The organism is Caulobacter sp. UNC279MFTsu5.1 (assembly GCF_900114015.1).
Lineage (GTDB): Bacteria > Pseudomonadota > Alphaproteobacteria > Caulobacterales > Caulobacteraceae > Caulobacter.
In genome coordinates this window covers 12372-34128 of record NZ_FORN01000050.1, presented here as the reverse complement: position 1 = coordinate 34128, position 21757 = coordinate 12372, and the positions used below count along the sequence as shown (strand labels likewise).

Below are 21757 nucleotides of genomic sequence, written 5' to 3'. Positions count from 1 at the left end.
CGCCGACAACCGATGTTCGCCCAAAACTCGCCGGGTTTCTGGCCGAGCTTGCCAGCATGGGACTCAACCGCCGGACTGCATTAGGGATGCTGGTCGCGACGCCGATGGTCGGCGTGGGCGAAGCCTGGGCGCGCCCGGTTCCGGCCTCGAACGGCGAACGCCTGGCCCAGGCCGCGCGCAGCCAGGTCGGCGTCACCAGGGACTATGATCCCAGCTACCGCGCGATCCCCTATCCCAACGGCGACGTGCTGAGGTCGACCGGGGTTTGCGCCGACGTGCTGGTCCGCGCCGCGCGCGACGCCTGGCGGGTCGACCTGCAGCAGTTGGTCCACGAGGACATGACCCGCAATTTCGACGCCTATCCCTCGCGGCGCGCCTGGGGGCTGAAGGGGCCGGATTCCAACATCGACCATCGCCGGGTGCTGAACCTGGAGACCTACCTGACGCGCCAGCGCGCCCGGCTGGCCGTCGCGCCGGCCAGGACGGCCGGCGACCGCTTCGACGATCCGCAGCCGGGCGACGTCCTGACCTGGCGGGTTTGGGGCGGCCGTCCGCACATCGGCGTGGTCAGCGAAGGCCCCGAGCGCGTGCGCGTGGTCCACAACATCGGCGGTGGTGCGCGGGAAGAACCGCTGTGGATGTTCAAGCTCCACACGGCGGTGGGGCACTATCGCTGGCGGGCCTGAGGTAAGGCATATTTTGCCTTACATTTCAGGTCTGGAGATGGCCATGGCCGCCGAACTTTCCGTCACCGCCAAGGGTCAGATCACGCTCAAGCGCTCCGTGCTGGAGCATCTCGGCGTTCGCCCCGGCCAGAAGGTCGAGGTCGACTTGCTGCCGAATGGGCGGGTGGAGCTGCGCCCCGCCAACACCTCGCGCGACATCTCCGCGGTCTTCGGCGTTCTGAAGCGTGAAGGACAACGCGCGCTCACGCTGGAAGAGATGCAGAAGGCCATCATCGCCGGCGCGCGCGGGAAATGAGGGTCGCGCTCGACACCAGTATCGTGGTGCGCTTTCTGACCTTCGACGACGAACACCAAGCCCTCGCCGCTCGGCGGCTCGTCGAAGACGCCAGCGAGATCGTCATCCCCGCCATCGTGCTCTGCGAGACAGCCTGGCTCCTGGCCAGCGGCTATGGCTATTCCGCCCTGACGCTGGCCGACGCCTTGCGATTGCTGATCGACATGCAAGGCGTAAAGGTCGACAGGCCCGTCGTCGAGGCTGGCCTGAAGATGCTCCGAGCCGGAGGCGATTTCGCCGACGGCTGCATCCTGTTCGAGGCCGAGCGGACGAAATGCGAACGCCTGGCGACGTTCGACAAGGGCTTGGTCAAGCTGTCACAGGGCCGCGCATCGCGACCGTGAAGACACAGGAGCCCTAAAGCCCCGCACCTTCCTTCAGGCCCAGCATCAGGTTCAGGTTCTGGACCGCCGCGCCGGAGGCGCCCTTGCCCAGGTTGTCGAGCAGGGCCACCAGGCGGACCTGGCCGCTGCTTTCCGAGCCGAACACGAACAGCTTCAGGCGGTTGGTGCCGTTCAGGCCTTCCGGATCCAGCGTGGTCAGGCTCTTGGCCTCGTTCAGCGACGCCACCTCGACGAAGGCCTCGCGCGCATAGTGCGAGGCCAGGGCCTCATGGATCTCGGTCATCGAGACGCTGCCGTTCAGCATGCTCAGGTGCAGCGGCAGCTCGACCAGCATGCCCTGGGCGTAGCGACCGACGGCGGGGGTGAAGATCGGCCGGGTCAGCAGGCCGCCGTGGGCCTGGATCTCGGGCAGGTGCTTGTGGTTCAGGCCCGTGGCGTAGATCCGGTACGGGACCTTGGTGTAGGTCGGCGAGGTCTCGTCCTCGAACTCGGCGATCATCGCCTTGCCGCCGCCGGTGTAGCCCGACACGGCGTTGAACGAGATCGGCAGGTCGGCGGCGATGATGTCGTTGGAGACCAGCGGCCGGACCAGGGCGATGGCCCCCGTGGCGTAGCAGCCGGGGTTCGACACCCGCGTCGACCCGATGATCTTGCCGCGCTGCTCGCCGTCCAGCTCGGGAAAGCCATAGGTCCAGCCGGCCGCGGTGCGGTGGGCGGTCGAGGCGTCGATCACCTTGACCTTCGGGTCCTCGATCAGCGCCACGGCCTCCTTGGCGGCGTCGTCGGGCAGGCACAGGATCACCGCGTCGGCGCCGTTCAGCATCGCCTTGCGGGCCTGCGGGTCCTTGCGCTTGTCGGGATCGATCGAGACCAACTGCAGATCCTTGCGGCCGACCAGGCGCTCGCGGATCTGCAGGCCCGTGGTGCCGGCTTCGCCGTCAATGAAGACTTTGGGGGTCATGGACATCCCATTCGCACAAGCCCCGGGAGACCGGGAAGAAAAGAGCAAGAAAAAGGGCGCTCCGGTCGAAACCGAAGCGCCCCTTTCCAAACGCGTAACCGACGCGCTTAGCGCTTCGAGAACTGGAAGCTGCGGCGGGCCTTGGCCTTGCCGTACTTCTTACGCTCGACGACGCGGCTGTCGCGGGTCAGGAAGCCGTGCGGCTTCAGCAGGGTGCGCAGGCCGGGCTCGTAATAGGTCAGGGCCTTGGACAGGCCGTGACGCACGGCGCCGGCCTGGCCCGACAGGCCCGAGCCTTCCACGGTGACGACGACGTCGAACTGGCCCAGGCGGTCGGTGACCTCCAGGGGCTGGGCGATCATCATGCGCAGCACGGGGCGAGCGAAATAGACCTCTTGGTCGCGACCGTTGATCGTGATCGAGCCCTTGCCCGGCTTGATCCAGACGCGGGCGATCGCGTTCTTGCGCTTGCCGGTCGCGTAGGCGCGGCCCTGGGCGTCGATCTTGGGTTCGGCCGGAGCGGCCGCTTCGGGGTTGCTGGACAGGCTGGCCAGCGCGTCAAAGCCTTGAGCTTCGGACATGACTTAGGCGCTCCGGGTGTTCTTGGCGTTGCGCGAAGCGAAATCGATCACTTCGGGGCTCTGCGCTTGGTGCGGGTGCTCACCGTTGTTGTAGATGAGCAGGTGGGTCAGTTGCTTGCGCGCCAGGGGGCTTTCCTTGGGCAGCATGCGCTCGACGGCCTTTTCGAGGACGCGTTCCGGGAAGCGGCCTTCCAGCAGCTTGCGCGGGGTGGTCGACTTGACGCCGCCCGGGTGACCGGTGTGGCGGTAGTAGACCTTGTCGTCCAGCTTCTTGCCGGTGAACTTCACCTTGTCGGCGTTGATCACGACGACGAAGTCGCCGCAGTCGACGTGCGGGGTGTAGTCGGGACGGTGCTTGCCGCGAAGACGCATGGCGATGAACGTCGCCAGACGACCGACAACGGCGTCCTGGGCGTCGACCACGATCCACTTCTTCTCGACCTCGGCGGGCTTCAGGGAAGCCGTGGTCTTTTGCATGGGATTGATCCGTATTCCTTGTGCGTCGGGGGCCAAGGAAAGCGGTCCCGTCTGCGTGAGGGGCGGCAGGTACAGGACGGTTCGCGGCCTGTCAACAATGCGCGCGCAAGAAACTCCGCAAACCCTTACAGAACAAGGGATTTCGTGACGGGGTATTATAATACCTCATCGCATTCCTCACACCTTCGGTTGTCATCCCGGGCGAAGCGCAGCGAAGACCCGGGATCCAGGGGCCGTGCGCACCGCCCCTGGATCCCGGATAGCCTCTGCGAGGCTTCCGGGATGACAACTGTGGGGGAGCGACACGCCTCTCCCCCTTCCCTACCTCCCCTACTTCGCCGCCTCGTCGAAGCCGTAGGCGTGGCGCATGATCTGGTAGAGGTAGCTCTCCTCGACCACGCCGTGCACCAGGTACGACCCCGGCCCGTCGGCGAACACGCCCACGTCCTCGCCCGAGTGGGCCGAACTGGCCAGGAAGGCCGTGGCGTTCTGGTGATAGTCGATGTCGTCGGTGTCTTCCTTGGCGGGATCGGCGCGCAGGTTCGAGCCTTCGGGACCGCCGGGGCCGGTGGCGAAGCTGAGCACCGTGTAGGGCTTGCCGTCGCCGGCCACGACCGGCTCGCCCTCGTTGCCCGCCAGGCCCAGGATCGGGCTGTTGCGGGCGGCGTAGCCCGAGATCACCAGGCCGTGGCTGTGGTCGGCGGTGACGATGACCAGGGTGTCGTCCAGGTTCACCTTGTCCAGCACCGCCTGGATCGCCTTGGAGAACTCGACCGTCTCGGTCAGGGTCCGCTTGGCGTTGTTCAGGTGGCTGCCCATGTCGATCTTGCCGCCCTCGACCAGCAGGAAGTAGCCCTTGGGGTTCTTCGACAGCAGGTCGACGGCCTTGGTCGCCATGGCCGCCAGGGTCGGCACGCCCTGGCCCAGCACCGGACGCTCGACCTCGTAGGGCAGGTGTTCGTTGGCGAACAGGCCCAGCACCGGACCGGTCTTGGCCGGGTCCAGGGCCGCCAGCTCGGCGTCGGTGGTCACGTAGGCCGCGTTCGGGGTCTTCAGCCATTCGGCGGTCAGGTCGCGGCCGTCGGCGCGCTTGCCGTCCTTGGCCTCGGGCAGGAAGCGCGAGCGCCCGCCCCCGAACGCCACGTCCAGGCGCAGGCCGGCCGGGGCCTCGACCAGCTGGCGGGCGATGTCCTTGCAGCCGGCGGCCAGGGCGTCGCTGGGCATGTCGCCGTCGCCTTCCCAGTCGCGATAGGCGGTGTGGGCGTAGGTCCCGGCCGGGGTGGCGTGAGTGATGCGGGTGGTGGTCACGGCCCCGGCCGACAGGCCGTGGGCCTTGGCCAGCTCGGCGATAGTCTCGACCCGGGTCCCGGCCTCGCTGGCGCAGCTCTCCGGCTTGGCCGCCCCGCTCAGGCCGATGACCTTGTTGCGGGTCTTCACGCCGGTGGTGATGGCGGTGATGCCCGCGGCGCTGTCAGTGACCTGGGTGTCGTGGCTGTAGGTCTTGGACAGCGCCGTCCAGGGCAGCTTCTCGAACGACAGCGCATTGCTCTCGCCGTCGACGCCGCGCTGCTGGCCTTCGTAGATGCGGCTGGCCACGACCGTCGAGATGCCCATGCCGTCGCCCAGGAACAGGATGACGTTCTTGGCCTTGCCGGTGCGGGGATTGACCGTCAGGGCCTTGGCCAGGGCCGCCTGGCCGGCCTGGTAGTAGGCGTCGCCCGGCGCGGCGTTGGCCACGGGCGCGGCCGGCTTGGCCGGGGCGGGCTTGGGCGCGGCCTGGACCTGGGTCGACAGGGCGGCGAGAGCGGCGGCGAGGAACAGGGAGGCGCGGGTCACGGGAAGCTCCAGCAAGGACGTCGGACGTCCTGTGCTGGCGTTTCGTGACAGTTCTTTGAGCGGACAACCCAAAGGTCGCCCGGATGCCCGAATGCGAGCGGCTTACGGCCTTCTCACCCGCCAGGCGAAGGTCGTGGCCGTGGCCAGCAGGATCGCCGCCCCGGCCTGGTGCAGCACGCCCAGGACCAGCGGCACGGCCGCCATCAGGGTCCAGATTCCCAGGCTCGCCTGCAGGCAGACCACGCCGACCAGCACGAAGCCGGTCGCCTTGGCCTCTTCCGGCAGGCGACGCGAGCGGGCCGCGGCCACGCCGAGCACGATGGCGGCGACGAACACCGCATAGGCCATCAGCCGGTGATGCAGCTGCACCGCCCCCTGGCTGTGGGCGATCGTGCCCCAGAAGCCGTGGCCGGCGTATTCGGCCGGGATCAGCGCGCCGTTCATCAGCGGCCAGTCGTTATAGACCAGGCCCGCGTCGTTGCCGGCCACCAGGGCGCCCAGCAGGCTCTGGAAGAACACCGCGCCCAGGAAGCCCAGGGCCCAGCCGCGCCAGTCGGTGCGCTCCTCGATGCGCGGCGAGCCCGACCAGGCGTCCAGGGCGGTCCAGATCAGGAAGACGAACAGCCCCAGGGCCAGACCCAGATGGATCATCAGCCGCTCGGGGGCCACCGAGACCCGCTCGGACAGGCCGCTGGACACCATCCACCAGCCGACCAGCCCCTGCAGGCCGCCCAGGCCCAGCAGCACCACGCAGCGCCAGATCAGGCGGCGCGGGATCATCCGGCGGACCAGGAAGAACACGAACGGGATGGCGAACGCCGCCCCGACCAGCCGGCCCAGCAGCCGGTGCGCCCACTCCCACCAGAAGATGCCCTTATAGGCCTCCAGCGTCATGCCGGCGTTGACCAGCCGGTACTGCGGGATCTTCTTGTAGAGCTCGAAATTGGCCCGCCACGCCTCGTCCGACATCGGCGGCAGGGCGCCCATGATCGGCTTCCACTGGGTGATCGACAGGCCCGAGTCGGTCAGGCGCGTCGCGCCCCCAACCACCACCATGCCAAACACCAGGACGGCCACGACGAACAGCCAGACGGCCACGGGCCTTGAACGATCGGAACGCAGGAAGGACGTCATGACAGCCGGAAAGAACGCCAGTTAGGGGCCGAAATACGGCGAAGCCTTGCCGTACGCCTGACGCGCGCGGCCGTCCATGGCCTCATGACGCTTAAGGCCTCACATGCGATGATGCCTTGTGCTGGATCGGAGACTTGAATGAGCGGGGTTGGCGTTTTCGTGGCCGTGGTGATCGGCATCCTGGCCGGCTGGATCGCCGACCTGGTGCTGGCTCGCCGGCACGGGCTGTTCACCAAGCTCTTGATCGGCGTCGTCGGTTCGTTCATCGGGACCTTCATCGCCCAGCGGCTGGACCTGAGGTTCGACGGCTTCCTTGGCAGCCTGCTGGTCTCCAGCGTGGGCGCGATCTTCTTCCTGGCCGTCCTCGGCATCGTATCCAGCGTCTTCCGGAGACCCGCTTGAGCGCTCCTCTCATCCCCGCCCGCCTGCGTAAGCTTATCGGCGGGATCGGCATCATGGCGTTCCTGGCCTTCTGGATCTGGGCCTTCACGAGCCTCTACGACTACCTGCCCAGCAATCGCGCGGTGCACCTGATCTATTTCGTGATCGCCGGCATGGGCTGGGGTCTGCCGCTGATGCCGCTGATGTCGTGGATGGGCAAGGCGGACAAGCGGATGTGAGGCTCACGGACTTGCCCCCACCTGACCGCTTCGCGGTCTGTCCGCCCCCATAGGGGGCGGAGCCTTCGCGCTTGAGGCTCTTCCCCCTCTGGGGGAAGACGGTCGCGAAGCGATCCGTAGGGGGTAGGTGGTCGCTGCGCCCCGCTGGAGGCCAAACGAAAAAGGCCGCCCTTTCGGGCGGCCTTCATTCTTCCGGTCTCATTCCTCACGAGTGAGGAATGGTCGGAGCGACAGGATTTGAACCTGCGACCCCTTGACCCCCAGTCAAGTGCGCTACCAGGCTGCGCCACGCTCCGATCCGGAAGGAGCGCCCTTATAGGTGCGAGCCTTGCCGGGAGCAATGGGATTTCTCGGTCAATTCCCAGGGATTTGAAGCGGGCTTCAGGCGCCCCGCAAAAGCCCGTCCAGGCGGGCTTTGACGGCCCGCAGGTCGTCCAGCGCCGTCACCAGCCGATCGCGCGCCTCGTCGGCCAATTCGCTCCGCGGCGAATCGGCGGCGGCCGCGGCCAGGGCGTCCAGCGAGGCCGAGCCGTTGTCGCCCAGGCCCGCGGCGATCACATGGGTCAGGCCCTGCTCGCGGTGCAGCTTCTGCACGCCCTTGATGGTGTAGCCCTCGGCGTGCAGCAGGGCGCGCACGCCGCTCAGCACGGCGATGTCCTGCGGGCGGTAGAACCGCCGCCCGCCGGCCCGCTTCATCGGGCGGATGAACGAGAACTTGGTTTCCCAGAAGCGCAGGACGTGCTGCGGCACGCCCAGCTCTTCGGCGGCTTCGGAAATCGTGCGGAAGGCGTTGGGCCCCTTCGCCACCGCATCGAATCCTTCTTAGCCGCCGAGGGCGCGGTCGATTCGCGCCTTCATGACTTGCGAGGCCCGGAAACCGATCACCCGGCGGGGCTCGATCTCGGCGGGCTCGCCGGTCTTGGGATTGCGGCCCATGCGGGCCCGCTTGTCGCGCACCTGGAAGACGCCGAAGCCGGAAAGCTTGACCGTCTCGCCCTTCTCCAGCGCCTCGGCGACCAGATCCAGGGTGCGTTCGACCAAACCCGCGCAGTCCTGCCGGGTCAGACCGACTTCCTCATGGACCGCCTCGCAGAGATCGGCCCGGGTCAATGTCGCGCCTTTCATGACGCCCCCTTACGCTGGATTGACAAACCCCAGAGCGCACGCTTCGGACAGGGTCGAGCCCCGTGTTTCTGCAACGCGCTCTCATCAACTCAAGCCTGCATGCCGTGATTATCGCATGGAGTCAAAGGCTGAGCGCCAGGACTTGAGACGATAGCGCAAGCCGGCGGCCCAAAACGGCCAAGCTCGAGCCTAAAGTCGCAGAACACAGGCGCCCCAGGTCAGCCCGCCGCCCATCGCCTCGAGCAGCAGCAGCTGGCCCGGCTTGATGCGGCCGTCGGCGATTCCCTGGGCGAAGGCCAGGGGGATCGAGGCGGCCGAGGTGTTGGCGTGCAGGGCGACCGTCGAGATCACCTTGTCCTCGTCGATGCCGACCCGATGGGCGACGCCGGCCAGGATGCGCTGGTTGGCCTGGTGCGGGATGAACCAGTCGACCTCGGCGATCGACACGTGCGCCGCCTCGGCGGCGGCGTGGATCGCCTCGGAGATGTTGATCACCGCGTGCTTGAACACCTGGTTGCCCAGCATGCGCAGCTTGCCGACCGTGCCCGTGGTCGACGGGCCGCCGTCGACATAGAGCAGCTCCTGCTTGGTGCCGTCGGCCCGCAGGGCGAAGCCCAGCACGCCCTGGTCGGCGGTGGTCCCCTGCCCTTCGCGCGGCTCCAGCACCACCGCCCCGGCCCCGTCGCCGAACAGCACGCAGGTGCCGCGGTCGGTCCAGTCCATCAGGCGGGTCATGGCCTCGGCCCCGATCACCAGGGCGCACTTGGCGTGGCCGCGGGCCACGAAGCCGTCGGCGACGCTGAGCGCGTAGACGAAGCCCGAGCAGACGGCCTGGACGTCGAAGGCGATGCCGACCGGCGCGCCCAGCTTGCGCTGGACGATGGTGGCGACGGCCGGGAAGGTCAGGTCCGGCGTGGTGGTGGCCACGATGATCAGGTCGACCTCGGCCGCCGTCCGGCCGGCCCGCTCCAGCGCCTGCTGGGCGGCGCGGAAGGCCAGGTCCGAGACCGGCTGGTCGTCGGCCACCTTGTGGCGCTGGCGGATGCCGGTGCGCTCGACGATCCAGGCGTCGCTGGTGTCGACGATCTCGGCCAGCTGGTCGTTGGTGACGATGTTGTCCGGCAGATAGGCCCCGACGCCGGTGACGGCGCTACGAATTACGCTCACTCGGAAGCTCCCTGGCGTTCGGCGCCCGACACGCCTCCAGCCTTCTCTTCTTCGGCCCCGGACTTGAGGCCGGTCTCGGTCAGGCGTTTCAGGTTGCGGTCGATCTCGGCCGAGAAGTCGCTGCGGGCCAGGTCGACCGCCACGCGGATCGCCGAGGCGTAGCCGAGGGCGTCGGCCCCGCCGTGGCTCTTGACCACGATGCCGTTGAGGCCCAGCAGCGGGCCGCCGTTGACGCGGCCGGGGTCCAGCCGCCGGCGCATCTTCTTCAGCGCGCCCGAGGCGATCAGCGCCCCCAGCATGGCCAGCGGGCCCGACGTCAGGGTGGTGCGGACCTCGGCCCCGAAGAACCGGGCCAGGCCTTCGGCGGTCTTCAGGGCGACATTGCCGGTGAAGCCGTCGGTGACGACCACGTCGACCGTGCCCTTGGCGATGTCGGTGCCCTCGACGAAGCCGCGATAGTCGAAGTCCAGCTTGGTCGCCTTGAGGATGGCGTGCGCCTCGCGCACGTCCTCATGGCCCTTCTGGTCCTCGGAGCCGACATTGAGCAGGCCCACGGTCGGGCGCTCGGAGCCGTGCACGGCGTGATGGAAGGCCGCGCCCATGATCGCAAACTCGATCAGCTGCTTGGCGTCGCTCTCGACATTGGCGCCGACGTCCAGCACCGCCGAGACGCCCCGCATCGTCGGCCAGCTGGCCACGATCGCCGGGCGCTCCAGGTTGGCGCCCATGCGCAGGATCAGCTTGGAGATCGCCATCAGGGCGCCGGTGTTGCCGGCCGAGACGCAGGCGGCGGCCTCGCCGGCCCGGATCGCCTCGACGGCGTTCCACAGGCTGGTGCCCTTGCCCCGGCGCATGGCCTGGGCGGGCTTTTCCTCCATCGAGATGGCCTTGTCGGTGTGGCGCACCTCGCTGACGGCGCGCGCGCCGGGGGTCTTGGCCAGTTGGGCGTTCAGCTGAGCTTCGTCGCCGTGCAGCAGGAAACGGACGTCGGGAAGGCTTCTGGCGGCCAGCGCCACGGCGGGCACGATCACGGACGGGCCGTGATCCCCGCCCATGGCGTCGATCGAAATGACTACGGGGTGAGGCACGAGGCGCTATCGGCTCCTGGAGCGGCGCACCGCCCATTCAAGGGTATTCGCAAGGCGGCCGGACGATACAGCCGCGAGAATATCACGCAAGCGGAAGGAACCGGCCATTCAGCCCCCTTCCCCCCCGGCGTCGGGATCGGTCTTCAGCTTTTTCAGCGCGGCGAAGGGCGAAAGATCCACGGGTTCAGCCGGCGGTTGAAAGACCGCACCCGGCTTGCGTGGGAACGGGTCCAGCTCCAGGGCCAGGTGCTCGATCACATAGGCCGAGACGTCGATGGTCTCGCCCTCCAGCACGTCGGGCGGATCATCGCCCTCCGGGTCGATGCCCAGTTCGCCGCCGCTTTCCTCGTCCTGGGGCGCGTATTCGCTGTCGGCCGGCAAGACGTGGACGCTGAACCGCGATTCGACCGGCTCCTCGAACTCGTCCGCCGAGACGCTGCAGACCTGGGTGACGCGGGCGCGGATCAGGCCCGAGACCTCGGCGCCGTCCATCCATGGCCGCAGGAAGACCTCGGCGGTCAGGGATTCCAGCGACACCAGGCCCAGGGTCTTGGCGATCTCATGGCGCGCGGCTTCGTCCGGCGCGAAGCGCAGGTCGACGCCGCCGCGGCTCACGCGTCCCAGGGCGACGGTGCTGGGCCAGGGATCGATCACGCCTTCGGCCATTGGGCCTCTCCTTGCAGCAGGGTCTCCAGCGGCAGGGCCGCCAGCCGGTCGCGCGCGGCGACCACATAGTCGGTCAGGGCCGCCAGGTCGCCCTCGCCACGCTCCTCGAAGGCCGTGCGGGCCAAGGCGGCGCTCAGCACCGAGCGGTCGGGCAAGGCGTTCGCCGCCTCGTCGAACGCCTTCAGGCGGCCATAGGCGGCGCCGACCAGCTTCTTCATCTTCTTGCCCACGGCGGTGTCGGACACCCCGATCTCGCGGAAGGCGTCGTCCAGGCCGCGCGTATAGGCGTTGAAAGTCTCCTGCGAAACCTCGGCCGCCGACTCGCCCTGGCCCTTCAGCCGCTCCAGCAGCAGGGCCACGTGCAGGGTGAAAAGCTCGAACCGGCCCTCCATCGAGTCGTGCACGCCCATCTGGGCGTAGAACGCCGGCGAACGCGCCTGGGCCGCCGCCGAGGCATACAGTTTACCCCCCGCCGCCTTGGCGGGCCTGGGTTTGAGCAGCCGGTCCAGAAACATCACTTCGCCTCGATTTCGCCGCGACACGGAACTACTTAGCCGTTCGATCCACGCGGACCATTGAACTAAGCCCGCGCGGGCGATAGGTCAAAGTCAGCCTGCCTAGGTTCCGGAGCCTCAATGTTTCGTCCCGCCGTTCTCGCCGCCGCCGTCATCGGCCTCGCCGCCGTCGCCGGGGGCTGTACGCCGCTGACGAGCTATTCGGGCTTCCAGGCCATCGAGGCCAAGCCCGCCGACATGAAGGTCGGCGAGGACAGCAAGTCGACGGTCACCGAAAAGCTGGGCTCGCCCTCGGCCACCTCGACCTTCGACCAGAACGCCTGGTACTACATCTCGCAGACCACCGACCGCGTGGCGTTCTACAAGCCGCGGGTGATCAAGCGCGACGTGGTGGCGATCAAGTTCAATCCGGCGGACGAGAAGGTCGCCTCGGTCGACACCTATACGCTGAAGGACGGCAAGGTCATCGCCTACAACGGCCACGAGACTCCGACCCGCGGCCGCGAGATGACGATCCTCGAGCAGCTGCTGGGCAACGTCGGCCGCGGCGGCATGCTGCCGCAGGACGACGACAACCCCGGCAACCGTCCGCAGGACCGCCGCTAGGCGTCTTTCCAAAACAAGTTTCGCTGTACGGACCGTTAAGCATAAGCGGCTGAAAAACCGCAACAATTTTCCAATCCATCAACGGTTTCTAAACGACGATCCGGGCAATCTCCCAAAGCAGGATCGCGGCGGCCCATGGCCGCGCCGCAGCTTCTGGGGGATGAATCTTGAGCGCGCCCGATCTGCGCCCGTTGACGGTGCTCATCATCGACGACAGCGCGCCGATGCGCGAGATCATCGCCACGATCCTCAAGTCGCTGGGCGTCCGCAAGATCTTCGCGGCCTGCGACGGCGTCGAGGCGCTGAAGGTCGTCACCGAGCGCGAAGTCGACATCATCTTCACCGACCTGATGATGCAGCCCGTCGACGGCCTGGCCTTCATCCGCTGGGTGCGCACCTCGCCGGCCAGCAGCAATCCCTACACGCCGATCATCATGGTCACCGGCCACGCCACCCGCGCCAGCCTGGACGAGGCCCGCATGGCCGGCGTCACCGAGTTCCTGGCCAAGCCGCTGACCGCGCGCGGCGTGCTGCACCGGGTCAACGAGGTGATCAACAACCCCCGCGACTTCGTCCGGGCCGGCGCCTATTTCGGCCCCTGCCGCCGCCGCAAGATCGACCACGACTATGTCGGCCAGGAGCGGCGCGGCGCCGCGGCGGCGGACAGTCTTCCGGCCTTCACCGACGCCTATGGCCAGGCCGACCCCGAGCCAATCCTCGATCCGGAAGACGTGTACTGATCACCGCCCCGGCGCCAGCGCGGCGAATTCCGCTCGCTCCACCGCCCATGAAAACGCCCCGGAGGGGAACCTCCGGGGCGTCGTCGCGTCAGGATGCTCGAGTTCGATCAGACGCCGTGGGCCAGCACCGCCAGCAGCAGCAGGGCCACGATGTTGGTGATCTTGATCATCGGGTTCACGGCCGGACCCGAGGTGTCCTTGTAGGGGTCGCCGACCGTGTCGCCGGTGACGGCGGCCTTGTGGGTGTCGCCGCCCTTCTTGTGCAGCACGCCGTCCTTGTCGGTGAAGCCTTCCTCGATCACCTTCTTGGCGTTGTCCCAGGCGCCGCCGCCGCTGGTCATCGAGACGGCGACGAACAGGCCGGTGACGATCACGCCCATCAGCATGGCGCCGAGCGCGGCGAACGCGTCGACCTTGCCGGCGATGGCCTGGATCACGAAGAACAGCGCCACCGGCGAGACCACCGGCAACAGCGAGGGCACGATCATCTCGCGGATCGCCGCCTTGGTCAGGATGTCCACGGCCCGGCCGTATTCCGGCTTGGTCTCATAGGTCATGATGCCGGGGTTTTCGCGGAACTGGCGGCGCACCTCGGCCACGACCGACTCGGCCGCCCGCCCCACGGCGGTCATCGACATGCCGCCGAACAGGAAGGGCAGCAGCCCCCCGAACAGCAGGCCGACCACCACATAGGGGTTGGACAGGTCGAAGGTCACCGGACCCATGCCGTCGAAGAAGCTTCCCGCCTCGGCGTGGGCCGAGAAGAACTTCAGATCCTCGGTATAGGCGGCGAACAGCACCAGGGCGCCCAGGCCGGCCGAACCGATGGCGTAGCCCTTGGTGACGGCCTTGGTGGTGTTGCCCACGGCGTCCAGGGCGTCGGTCGTGACCCGGACCTCCGGCGGCAGGCCGGCCATCTCGGCGATGCCGCCGGCGTTGTCGGTGACCGGCCCGAAGGCGTCCAGGGCGACGATGAAGCCGGCCAGGGACAGCATGGTGGTGGTGGCGATGGCGATGCCGAACAGGCCCGCCAGGTTGTAGGTCACCAGGATGCCGACGATGATGGTCAGGGCCGGCAGGGCCGTGGATTCCAGAGACATGGCCAGGCCCTGGATCACGTTGGTGCCGTGACCGGAGACGCTGGCCTGGGCCACCGACTTCACCGGGCGGAAGTTGGTGCCGGTGTAGTATTCGGTGATCACCACGATGGCCGCGGTGACCGCCAGGCCCACCAGTCCGCAGTGGAACAGATCGCCCGCGCTGACGCTCTTGCCGCCGACCATGACCGCCTCGGGCACCAGTTGGAAGATCACCCAGCCGACCGCCGGGATCGACAGCATGCCCGTCACGATCAGGCCCTGGTAGAGGGCCCCCATGATGTTCTGCTTCTTGCCCAGGCGCACGGCGAACGAGCCGATGATCGAGGTGACGATGCAGACCGCGCAGATGGCCAGGGGCAGCAGCATCATCGACGACACGGCTTCCGTGCCGCGGAAGAAGATCGCCGCCAGCACCATGGTGGCGACCGTGGTCACCGCATAGGTCTCGAACAGGTCGGCGGCCATGCCTGCGCAGTCGCCGACATTGTCGCCCACGTTGTCGGCGATGGTCGCGGCGTTGCGCGGATCGTCCTCCGGGATGCCGGCCTCGACCTTGCCCACCAGATCGCCACCGACGTCGGCGCCCTTGGTGAAGATCCCCCCGCCCAGGCGGGCGAAGATCGAGATCAGGCTGGCGCCGAAGCCGAGCGAGACCAAGGAGTCGACCACCACGCGGTCGGTGCCGGCATGGCCGGTGGCCAGCAGCACGGCGAAATAACCCGCCACGCCGATCAGGGCGAAGCCCGCCACCAGCATGCCGGTCACGGCGCCGGAGGTGAAGGCCATCGACAGCCCCTTGGCCAGGCTTTCGGACGAGGCCTGGGCGGTGCGGACGTTGGCCCGCACCGAGATCAGCATGCCCGCGAAACCGGCCGCGCCCGACAGGGACGCGCCCAGGGCGAAGCCGACAGGCTGTTCCCAGGACTTGAAGAAGAACGCCAGCAGGGCGATGACCACCACGCCGACGATGGCGATCGTCGTATACTGGCGGTTCAGATAGGCCTGGGCCCCTTCCTGGATCGCCGCGGCGATCTCCTGCATCTTCGCATTGCCGGGCGAAGCCCGCATCAGAGACGCCGTCTGCACGGCGCCGTACAGCACCGCCAGCAGCCCGGCCCCTATGGCCACGTAAAGCCAAGAACTCATCGGTCAGTCGCCCTCTTCGCGTTTCAATCACGAGGGGTCGCCGCCTCGACAGGATCACGATCGAAGAGACCGCCCCCGGCCGCACGCGACGGGCGGGCCTATGGCCTCATGCCCCCTCGATGCTCCCTGATGGCGTCGTCGCGACGCCAAGGGCAGGACAGTGCCAAATGGCCGGCGGGTGTCAACCGCTTGCGGGAACAGCGTTCAGCCGGACTGGCGGGCCGTCGCCGTCGCGCGGCGCCCTACGGAACCAGATCGGAGTCCCCAGCCGGCGCGGGGCGCGGCGCCGGCTTGGCCTGCGTCCCCGGCTTGGCCGGCGGCGCGACGAAGTTGCGGGGCGTCTGCTTGACCACCGTCACCAGCGCCACCTTGCCCGGCCCGATCAGGCCGTTGACCTCGCGCAGGACCGAGGCCTTCAGCCGGGCCTCGTCGAGGGCGACATAGCTGTCGGGGCGTAGGAACGGCCTGTCGTGGGCCTCGCGGACGATGGCGTCGCGCAGCAGCGGCTCCTTGCCCTCGAAGATCGTGACCAGCACGCCGGGCTTCAGGGTGAGGGTCATCTGCACGAAGACGTAGTTGACCAGCTTGCCGCCGGCGATGATCGGCAGGGCCATCGACTGCAGCTTGATCACCGGATCGGCCGCTTCCTCGCCCTCCCCTTCCTTAGCCCCTTTCTTCTCCTTCTTGGCCGAACGCGCGAAGGCCGGGCTCGCCAGCAGGGCGAGCGAGGCGGCCAGGACGGCGCGGCGGGCGACGGGCGAAGGGCGGATCATGCCGTCCGGCTTAACCCTGAAGACTTGAGGTTTGGTTTCCTCGGTCTCCGCCGAGCCCGCTCCGTCAATCGCGGGACGGAACCAAGGTAAAGCGCCGCTTCAGTCGCAGAAATGGCGTTTCGTAGAACCGATAGAGCAACGACGCTAAGCAGACGGTCGCCACAAAAGCGATCAGCTGGCCGATATTATCCCGCCACCCGGCAATTCCGGCGCTTTCGGTGACCTGCGTCAGCCATGGCCGGAATTTATCGTAGACCAGCCAGAAGAAGAAAATATGGGTCAGATATAGTCCATAGGAGATCCGCCCGAGGTAGATCAGCGGTGCGGGCAGGAAGCGCCGTGGCGTGCCGAGCAGGCTGACCAGCATGAGCGCCGCGCCCCCCAGCACCAGGGGCCACCCCGCCAGGCTCTCCAGCACGGTCGATTGCGGATTGTCGGCCTTGATCCCGAAGACCGTGTAGGCGACCAGCCACAGACCGACGGCGCAGGCGAACAAGGCGATCCGGACGACGATGGGCCAATTGGGCCGCCAGCCTCGCAGCAGGAGCGCCAACAGCATGCCGCCCGCGAAGAATTGGAACTGGACGAAGCTGTTGGTCCACTGACCGCTGAACCAGGCGGTGGGGGTGAAGCCGCGCGCGTAATGGACGATGACGCCATAGGCGACGGCGAGGACGGCGAGGTTGACGCCGATCAGCGTCCGGCGGCCCAGCATGGCGAGAAACGGTATGGCGATATAGAACTGCTCTTCGACCGACAGGCTCCACATCGGATTGACCGGATATTCGATCCAGCCCTTGAACGTGATGTACCAGTTTCCCGAAAACAGCATGAACGACAGCCATTTGGCGGGCGAATTGGCGCCGGCTCCGGGCAAGACCTGGTTCAGAAACACCAGGCCGAAGAAAACCAGAAAATAGAGCGGCCAGATCCGCAGTATGCGCCTGACATAGAAGGCGCGGGCGTTGATCCCGCCGGTCAGCTCCCGCTCCCGCTCCAGCAGTTCCGTGATCAGGAACGCGCTCAGGAGGAAGAACACCGGAACACCATAGACCCCGGTCAGGGTAAGGGCGTGAAACCAGGGATGCGCCGCCGGATCGATCGGAGCCAGATCGTTGCGGTGCGTGATGAAGACGAACATGAACGCGATAAAGCGCAGCACGTCCAGTTCGGGCCGGTAATAGCGCGCCGACGCGATCGACGCCGGCTCGGCAGGTCCCTCGTCGTCGCTGACGACCTGCGGCGCCGCGGCTGCGCCTTCCCCCCCGCCAGGTCCGTTTTCCTGCAGCCGCACCCCCAGCCCTCCCAATGACCGTCAGATGTCCCCCATGTTCGCGGCGACGTGGTCACCGCGACGGCCATCCATTCCCACTAATAAAAACTATTTTAATAGCGGAGAAAAGTGGTCACCGAACCAGACGACATGGACGGCCAGCCGGCTCAACCGCTCGCCCTGATCTGCCGAAAATTTCAGGCAATCGTCGCCGTGCCGACCAGCCGTGAGCCTTCGCACAGGGAAAAGCTGGCTCCCGAATAAACCCTGTCGCCGTATACGTCGGCGAATATGAGCCTCAGGGAAACCAGGTGCTCGACGTCGAAATCATACTGGTCGACCGCTTCCCCTTCGCCGATGACGCAGGAAGTCTGGACATCACCGAAATTCAGTTGCGGACGACAGCCGGGCTTGGGCGGGGAATGGCGGCCGCCCTTGTCGGGCCCGAAGAAGACCACCTTCGCCAGCACGTCGAAAGCTACCCGTGCAGCCAGCCCAGCCGCTCGGGGGTGATGTCCTTGCCCTTGAACAGGGCGCAGATCCCCTCGCCTTCCACGAACTCGCCGATGTCGCGCACGGGAACGCCGGCGGCCATGGCCGCGGCCTGGAAAGCGGCCACGTCGGTGGGGTCGACGGCGCAGACGATCTCGTAGTCGTCGCCGCCCGAGGCCAGAGACATCCGCGCCTCGCCGGCTTCCGGCTGGGAGCCCAGCCAGTTGCGGGCTCCGGGCGACAGCGGCAGGCGGTCCAGGTCGACCTTGACCCGCAGGCCGCTGGCCTTGGCCACGTGGGCGGCGTCGGCCAGCAGGCCGTCGGAGACGTCGGCCGCGGCGCGGGCATAGGCCCGCAGGGCGTCGCGGATGGCCAGGCGCGGCGGCGGCAGGCGATAGCGGCGCACCAGACCGCCGTCGGGATCCTCGACCTCGCCCCAGTGGGCCAGCAGGCCCAGCCAGCCGTCGCCGATGGTGCCGCTGACCATCAGCCGGTCGCCGATCCGGGCGCCCTTGCGCAGCACCGCGTCGCCGCTGGGCACCCAGCCCAGGAAGGTGGCCGACACCACCATCGGGCCCGAGGTGGTGACCGTGTCGCCGCCCAGCAGGTTGATGTCGTAGAGCTCGCCGTCCTCGGTCAGGCCGCGGGCGAAGGTCTCGCGGTCGGTCAGGGTGGTGCCCGAGGGCCAGCCCACCGCCAGGAAATAGCCGTAGGGAACCGCACCCTTGGCCGCCAGGTCCGAGAGATTGGTGCGCAGCAGCCGCTTGGCCACCACGTCCAAGTCCTCGCCGGCCAGGAAGTGCACCCCGGCCACCATGGCGTCCTTGGTGATCACCAGGTCGTAGCCGGGACGCGAGGGCAGCACGGCCGCGTCGTCCAGCAGGCTGAGCGCCGCCGGGTCGCCGCGGGTCAAGGGCCGCAGCAACTGCTCGATCAGCCCGAATTCGTCGACCGGCGGCGCGGCGGCGGGCGCGGCGGCCTCGTCGAACCATGCGTCGTCGACCGCCGCCGCTTCCGGCGTCGGCGCGTCGAACCAGTCGTCGTCAGCTTCTGGCGTCACGCGCGATGGCGTCCAGGGCGCCGTTGATGAAACCGGATTCCGGCCCCTCGAAGAACGATTTGGCGATCTCGACATATTCGTCGATCACGACCTCCTTCGGCACGTCGGGGCGGTGCATCAGCTCATAGGCCCCCGAACGCAGGACCGCGCGGGCCGTGGCGTCCAGGCGCTCCAGCTTCCAGCCCGAGGCCAGGCGGCGGACGATGGCCTGGTCTACGGCGGCTTGGTGGGCGACGACGCCCTTGGCCAGCTCGGCGAAGAAGGCCTCGTCGGCCTGGGCCAGGCGATCGCCGTCCGGTCCGTCGACGTCGCGGTCAAAGCGGTGCTCGGAAAACTCGCGGACCACCGCGTCGACGCCGACGCCGGACACTTCCATCTGGTACAGGGCCTGGACGGCGGCCAGGCGGGCCACCGAGCGCGGCTGGATGCGGTCGCCCCGGCTCATCGGCCCAGCCCCAGCAGCTGGCGCTTCAGGCCGACGATCTCCAGGCATTGCTGGGCGGCCTTGCCGCCGCGGTCGCCTTCCGAGGCGCGGGCCCGGGTCCAGGCCTGGTCTTCCTCGTCGACATTGACCACGCCGTAGCCGATGGCCAGGCGCTTGCCGAACGACAGGTCGTTGAGCCCGCGGGCGGTCTCGTTGGCCATGACCTCGGAATGATAGGTCTCGCCCCGGATGATGACGCCCAGCGCCACGAAGCCGTCATACCGCACGCCGACGGGCCGATGACCGGCCTCCTCGGCCAGGGCGATGGCGGCGGGGATCTGCATCGCCTCGGACACGGTGATCACGTCGTACTCGGCGCCCTGGGCGTCGATCGCCTGCGCCGCACCTTGCAGCAACGCGTCGGAAAGCCCCGAATAGCGCCGGGCCTCCACGATCAGCAGGCGAATCTTGTCTTCCACCATAGTCCTTTGAGTTCTCCTCGACGGGGCAGGTCACTTCGCACCAAACGGCGCCGTCGCCAAATCGAATCGTAGCCTGGGCGCTTCCGGCGCCGAAGCCGAATCGTAGAATGCGCCTATAGCTCGTCCTCGGCGACGTCGCTCAGGCCTTCCTGGCCCAGAAACTTCGCGAAATCGCTGGTTTCCCGGAAATCGCGATAGACCGAGGCGTAGCGCACATAGGCGACGTCATCGAGCGACTTCAGCGCCTTCATGACCATTTCGCCCACCGCCGAGGACGGCAGCTCGGTCTCGCCCTGGCTTTCCAGCTGGCGGACGATGCCGTTGACCATGCGCTCGACCCGCTCGGGATCGACCGGCCGCTTGCGGGTGGCGATCGAGATCGAGCGCACCAGCTTCTCGCGGTCGAACGGCGAGCGCCGCCCCGACCGCTTGACGATGGTCAGCTCGCGCAGTTGCACCCGCTCGAAGGTGGTGAAGCGGCCGCCGCACTCCGGGCACAGCCGGCGACGGCGGATCGCCGCCCCGTCTTCCGACGGGCGGCTGTCCTTCACCTGGCTTTCCATATGGCCGCAAAACGGGCAGCGCATGATCTAGGCCCTCCCGCCTGATGCAGGCCTATTAGTTGTAGATCGGGAACCGAGCCGTCAAGGCCAGGACTTCCTCGCGCACCTTGGCCTCGACCTCGCCGTTCCCGTCGGCGCCGTTGGCGGCCAGGCCGTTGACGACCTCGCCGATCAGTTGGCCCACGCGGGTGAACTCGGCCGTCCCGAACCCACGGGTGGTGCCGGCCGGGGTGCCCAGGCGGATGCCCGAGGTCACCGTGAACGGCGCGGTGTCGAACGGCACGCCGTTCTTGTTGCAGGTCATGTGGGCGCGCTCGAGGCTGTGCTCGGCGTCGCGGCCGGTCACGCCCTTGGGCCGCAGGTCGACCAGCATCAGGTGGCTGTCGGTGCCGCCCGAGACGATGTTGACGCCTTGGGTCTGCAGCGCCTCGGCCAGGGCCTTGGCGTTGTCGACCACCTGTTGGGCGTAGACCTTGAACGACGGCTGCAGCGCCTCGCCGAAAGCCACGGCCTTGGCGGCGATCACGTGCTCCAGCGGGCCGCCCTGCAGGCCGGGGAACACCGCCGAGTTGACCTTCTTGATGATCGCCTCGTCATTGGTCAGCACCATGCCGCCGCGCGGACCGCGCAGGGTCTTGTGGGTGGTGGTGGTGACCACATGGGCGTGCGGGATCGGGCTGGGGAACACGCCGCCGGCCACCAGGCCCGCGAAGTGGGCCATGTCGACCATCAGATAGGCGCCGACCGCGTCGGCGATCTGGCGGAAGCGGGCGAAGTCGATGTGGCGGCTGTAGGCGCTGCCGCCGGCGATGATCAGCTTGGGCTTGTTGGCCTTGGCCACCTCTTCGACGGCGTCGTAGTCGATCAGCTGGTCCTGTTGGCGCACGGTGTAGGACACCGGCTTGAACCACTTGCCCGACTGATTGGCCGGGCTGCCGTGGGTCAGGTGGCCGCCGGCCGCCAGGTCCATGCCCAGGAAGGTGTCGCCCGGCTGCAGCAGCGACATGAACACCGACTGGTTGGCCTGCGAGCCCGAATGCGGCTGGACGTTGGCGAAGCCGGCGCCGAACAGGGCCTTGGCCCGCTCGATGGCGATGGTCTCGATCTCGTCGACATATTCGCAGCCGCCGTAGTAGCGCTTGCCCGGATAGCCCTCGGCGTACTTGTTGGTCAGGATCGAGCCCTGGGCCTCCAGCACGGCGCGCGAGACGATGTTCTCGGACGCGATCAGCTCGATCTGGTTCTGCTGGCGGTTCAGCTCCAGGCCGATGCGGTCGAAGATGTCGCGGTCGGCGGCGGCCAGGTCGGCGCCGAAGAAGGCGCTCTTGTCGGCGGTGATGTTGCTGGCCGGTGCGGTCATGGACGCTCTCCTGGGGCTGGGAGACTGGAAGGATGTCGACATATCGGACTCGGGCGGAGTTCGGTCGCGCTCTCTTTACCCCCCTTCGCGCCGCGATCAATCCGGGAACCTCATCCCAAGCCGAAGCGTTGCGAAGGAACCGGCGCCAGTGAAGCTGGCGGGCGGGCGTTTTGGCGACTTCCAAGCAGATCGAAGACAGGGCGG

27 protein-coding genes and 1 tRNA gene are annotated in these 21757 nt (G+C 67.9%); 7 read left to right on the top strand and 21 right to left on the bottom strand.

Annotation, left to right across the window (positions count from 1 at the left end; translation table 11 throughout):
- Positions 1–86: 86 nt before the first annotated feature.
- The 3 genes from BM066_RS21850 to BM066_RS21840 are packed head-to-tail and all read left to right on the top strand — an operon-like array spanning position 87 to position 1364.
- Positions 87–686: a DUF1287 domain-containing protein gene (locus BM066_RS21850; RefSeq protein WP_255367682.1), complete on the top strand. Its 600-nt coding sequence runs from the start codon at positions 87–89 to the stop codon at positions 684–686.
- A gap of 43 nt (positions 687–729) precedes the next feature.
- A complete protein-coding gene (locus BM066_RS21845; RefSeq protein WP_255367681.1) occupies positions 730–981 on the top strand; it encodes an AbrB/MazE/SpoVT family DNA-binding domain-containing protein in 252 nt (83 codons plus the stop codon).
- Positions 978–1364, top strand: coding sequence for a type II toxin-antitoxin system VapC family toxin (locus BM066_RS21840; protein WP_089930272.1), 387 nt, complete (start codon positions 978–980; stop codon positions 1362–1364). The genes BM066_RS21845 and BM066_RS21840 overlap by 4 nt, the downstream gene beginning before the upstream one ends.
- Before the next feature lie 13 nt (positions 1365–1377).
- Here the strand turns inward: BM066_RS21840 and argC are convergent, their stop codons facing one another.
- The 5 genes from argC to BM066_RS21815 form a co-directional block, all read right to left on the bottom strand.
- A complete protein-coding gene (argC, locus tag BM066_RS21835; RefSeq protein ID WP_089930271.1) occupies positions 1378–2331 on the bottom strand; it encodes an N-acetyl-gamma-glutamyl-phosphate reductase in 954 nt (317 codons plus the stop codon).
- 101 nt (positions 2332–2432) lie between these two features.
- Complete coding sequence (gene rpsI, locus BM066_RS21830) at positions 2433–2906, bottom strand: 30S ribosomal protein S9 (RefSeq protein WP_035079299.1); 474 nt, start codon at positions 2904–2906, stop codon at positions 2433–2435.
- 3 nt (positions 2907–2909) lie between these two features.
- Entirely contained in the window at positions 2910–3383 is a 474-nt protein-coding gene (rplM, locus tag BM066_RS21825) for a 50S ribosomal protein L13 (RefSeq protein ID WP_028040416.1), read from the bottom strand.
- A gap of 330 nt (positions 3384–3713) precedes the next feature.
- Positions 3714–5219, bottom strand: a complete 1506-nt coding sequence (locus BM066_RS21820; RefSeq protein WP_089930281.1) for an alkaline phosphatase — start codon at positions 5217–5219, stop codon at positions 3714–3716.
- 102 nt (positions 5220–5321) lie between these two features.
- Entirely contained in the window at positions 5322–6353 is a 1032-nt protein-coding gene (locus tag BM066_RS21815; RefSeq protein ID WP_089930270.1) for a COX15/CtaA family protein, read from the bottom strand.
- Positions 6354–6491: 138 nt separating this feature from the next.
- Between BM066_RS21815 and BM066_RS21810 the strand changes: the two genes are divergently transcribed.
- A complete protein-coding gene (locus BM066_RS21810) occupies positions 6492–6755 on the top strand; it encodes a GlsB/YeaQ/YmgE family stress response membrane protein (protein ID WP_089930269.1) in 264 nt (87 codons plus the stop codon).
- Positions 6752–6973: a DUF2842 domain-containing protein gene (locus tag BM066_RS21805; protein WP_089930268.1), complete on the top strand. Its 222-nt coding sequence runs from the start codon at positions 6752–6754 to the stop codon at positions 6971–6973. Before BM066_RS21810 ends, BM066_RS21805 begins: the two co-directional genes overlap by 4 nt.
- A 219-nt stretch (positions 6974–7192) precedes the next feature.
- Here BM066_RS21805 and BM066_RS21800 read toward each other — a convergent pair.
- The 7 genes from BM066_RS21800 to BM066_RS21770 all read right to left on the bottom strand — a co-directional run bounded on the left by BM066_RS21800 (position 7193) and on the right by BM066_RS21770 (position 11534).
- Positions 7193–7269: transfer RNA gene (locus BM066_RS21800), tRNA-Pro, on the bottom strand.
- Between the two features lie 85 nt (positions 7270–7354).
- On the bottom strand, positions 7355–7780 hold the full coding sequence (locus BM066_RS21795; RefSeq protein ID WP_089930267.1) for a MerR family transcriptional regulator: 426 nt from the start codon (positions 7778–7780) through the stop codon (positions 7355–7357).
- A gap of 15 nt (positions 7781–7795) precedes the next feature.
- Entirely contained in the window at positions 7796–8098 is a 303-nt protein-coding gene (locus BM066_RS21790; protein ID WP_012287059.1) for an integration host factor subunit alpha, read from the bottom strand.
- A 189-nt stretch (positions 8099–8287) separates the two neighbouring features.
- Positions 8288–9265: a beta-ketoacyl-ACP synthase III gene (locus tag BM066_RS21785; protein ID WP_089930266.1), complete on the bottom strand. Its 978-nt coding sequence runs from the start codon at positions 9263–9265 to the stop codon at positions 8288–8290.
- On the bottom strand, positions 9262–10353 hold the full coding sequence (gene plsX / locus BM066_RS21780; RefSeq protein ID WP_089930265.1) for a phosphate acyltransferase PlsX: 1092 nt from the start codon (positions 10351–10353) through the stop codon (positions 9262–9264). Before plsX ends, BM066_RS21785 begins: the two co-directional genes overlap by 4 nt.
- A 108-nt stretch (positions 10354–10461) precedes the next feature.
- The gene (locus BM066_RS21775; protein ID WP_089930264.1) at positions 10462–11019 is read right to left on the bottom strand and encodes a YceD family protein; all 558 of its coding nucleotides are present in this window, start codon (positions 11017–11019) and stop codon (positions 10462–10464) included.
- Positions 11004–11534: a ubiquinol-cytochrome C chaperone family protein gene (locus BM066_RS21770; protein ID WP_089930263.1), complete on the bottom strand. Its 531-nt coding sequence runs from the start codon at positions 11532–11534 to the stop codon at positions 11004–11006. The genes BM066_RS21775 and BM066_RS21770 overlap by 16 nt, the downstream gene beginning before the upstream one ends.
- Before the next feature lie 120 nt (positions 11535–11654).
- Between BM066_RS21770 and BM066_RS21765 the strand changes: the two genes are divergently transcribed.
- On the top strand, positions 11655–12140 hold the full coding sequence (locus BM066_RS21765; RefSeq protein ID WP_089930262.1) for an outer membrane protein assembly factor BamE: 486 nt from the start codon (positions 11655–11657) through the stop codon (positions 12138–12140).
- 167 nt (positions 12141–12307) lie between these two features.
- Positions 12308–12880 carry a response regulator gene (locus BM066_RS21760; protein ID WP_255367680.1) on the top strand — a complete coding sequence of 191 codons (573 nt, stop codon included), beginning with the start codon at positions 12308–12310 and terminating at the stop codon, positions 12878–12880.
- Between the two features lie 107 nt (positions 12881–12987).
- Here the strand turns inward: BM066_RS21760 and BM066_RS21755 are convergent, their stop codons facing one another.
- The 9 genes from BM066_RS21755 to glyA all read right to left on the bottom strand — a co-directional run bounded on the left by BM066_RS21755 (position 12988) and on the right by glyA (position 21553).
- Complete coding sequence (locus BM066_RS21755; protein WP_089930261.1) at positions 12988–15126, bottom strand: sodium-translocating pyrophosphatase; 2139 nt, start codon at positions 15124–15126, stop codon at positions 12988–12990.
- A gap of 242 nt (positions 15127–15368) precedes the next feature.
- Entirely contained in the window at positions 15369–15899 is a 531-nt protein-coding gene (locus tag BM066_RS21750) for a hypothetical protein (protein WP_089930260.1), read from the bottom strand.
- A 64-nt stretch (positions 15900–15963) separates the two neighbouring features.
- A complete protein-coding gene (locus BM066_RS21745) occupies positions 15964–17193 on the bottom strand; it encodes an acyltransferase family protein (RefSeq protein ID WP_089930259.1) in 1230 nt (409 codons plus the stop codon).
- Positions 17194–17369: 176 nt separating this feature from the next.
- Positions 17370–17642 (bottom strand): hypothetical protein, encoded by a 273-nt coding sequence (locus BM066_RS21740; RefSeq protein WP_089930258.1) that lies wholly within the window; start codon positions 17640–17642, stop codon positions 17370–17372.
- Between the two features lie 8 nt (positions 17643–17650).
- Positions 17651–18799: a thiamine-phosphate kinase gene (thiL, locus tag BM066_RS21735; protein WP_089930257.1), complete on the bottom strand. Its 1149-nt coding sequence runs from the start codon at positions 18797–18799 to the stop codon at positions 17651–17653.
- Positions 18708–19169, bottom strand: a complete 462-nt coding sequence (nusB, locus tag BM066_RS21730; RefSeq protein WP_089930256.1) for a transcription antitermination factor NusB — start codon at positions 19167–19169, stop codon at positions 18708–18710. The genes thiL and nusB overlap by 92 nt, the downstream gene beginning before the upstream one ends.
- Complete coding sequence (locus tag BM066_RS21725; protein ID WP_089930255.1) at positions 19166–19630, bottom strand: 6,7-dimethyl-8-ribityllumazine synthase; 465 nt, start codon at positions 19628–19630, stop codon at positions 19166–19168. The genes nusB and BM066_RS21725 overlap by 4 nt, the downstream gene beginning before the upstream one ends.
- Positions 19631–19743: 113 nt before the next feature.
- Entirely contained in the window at positions 19744–20217 is a 474-nt protein-coding gene (gene nrdR / locus BM066_RS21720) for a transcriptional regulator NrdR (protein WP_028040434.1), read from the bottom strand.
- 31 nt (positions 20218–20248) lie between these two features.
- On the bottom strand, positions 20249–21553 hold the full coding sequence (glyA, locus tag BM066_RS21715; RefSeq protein WP_089930254.1) for a serine hydroxymethyltransferase: 1305 nt from the start codon (positions 21551–21553) through the stop codon (positions 20249–20251).
- Between the last annotated feature and the right edge of the window lie 204 nt (positions 21554–21757).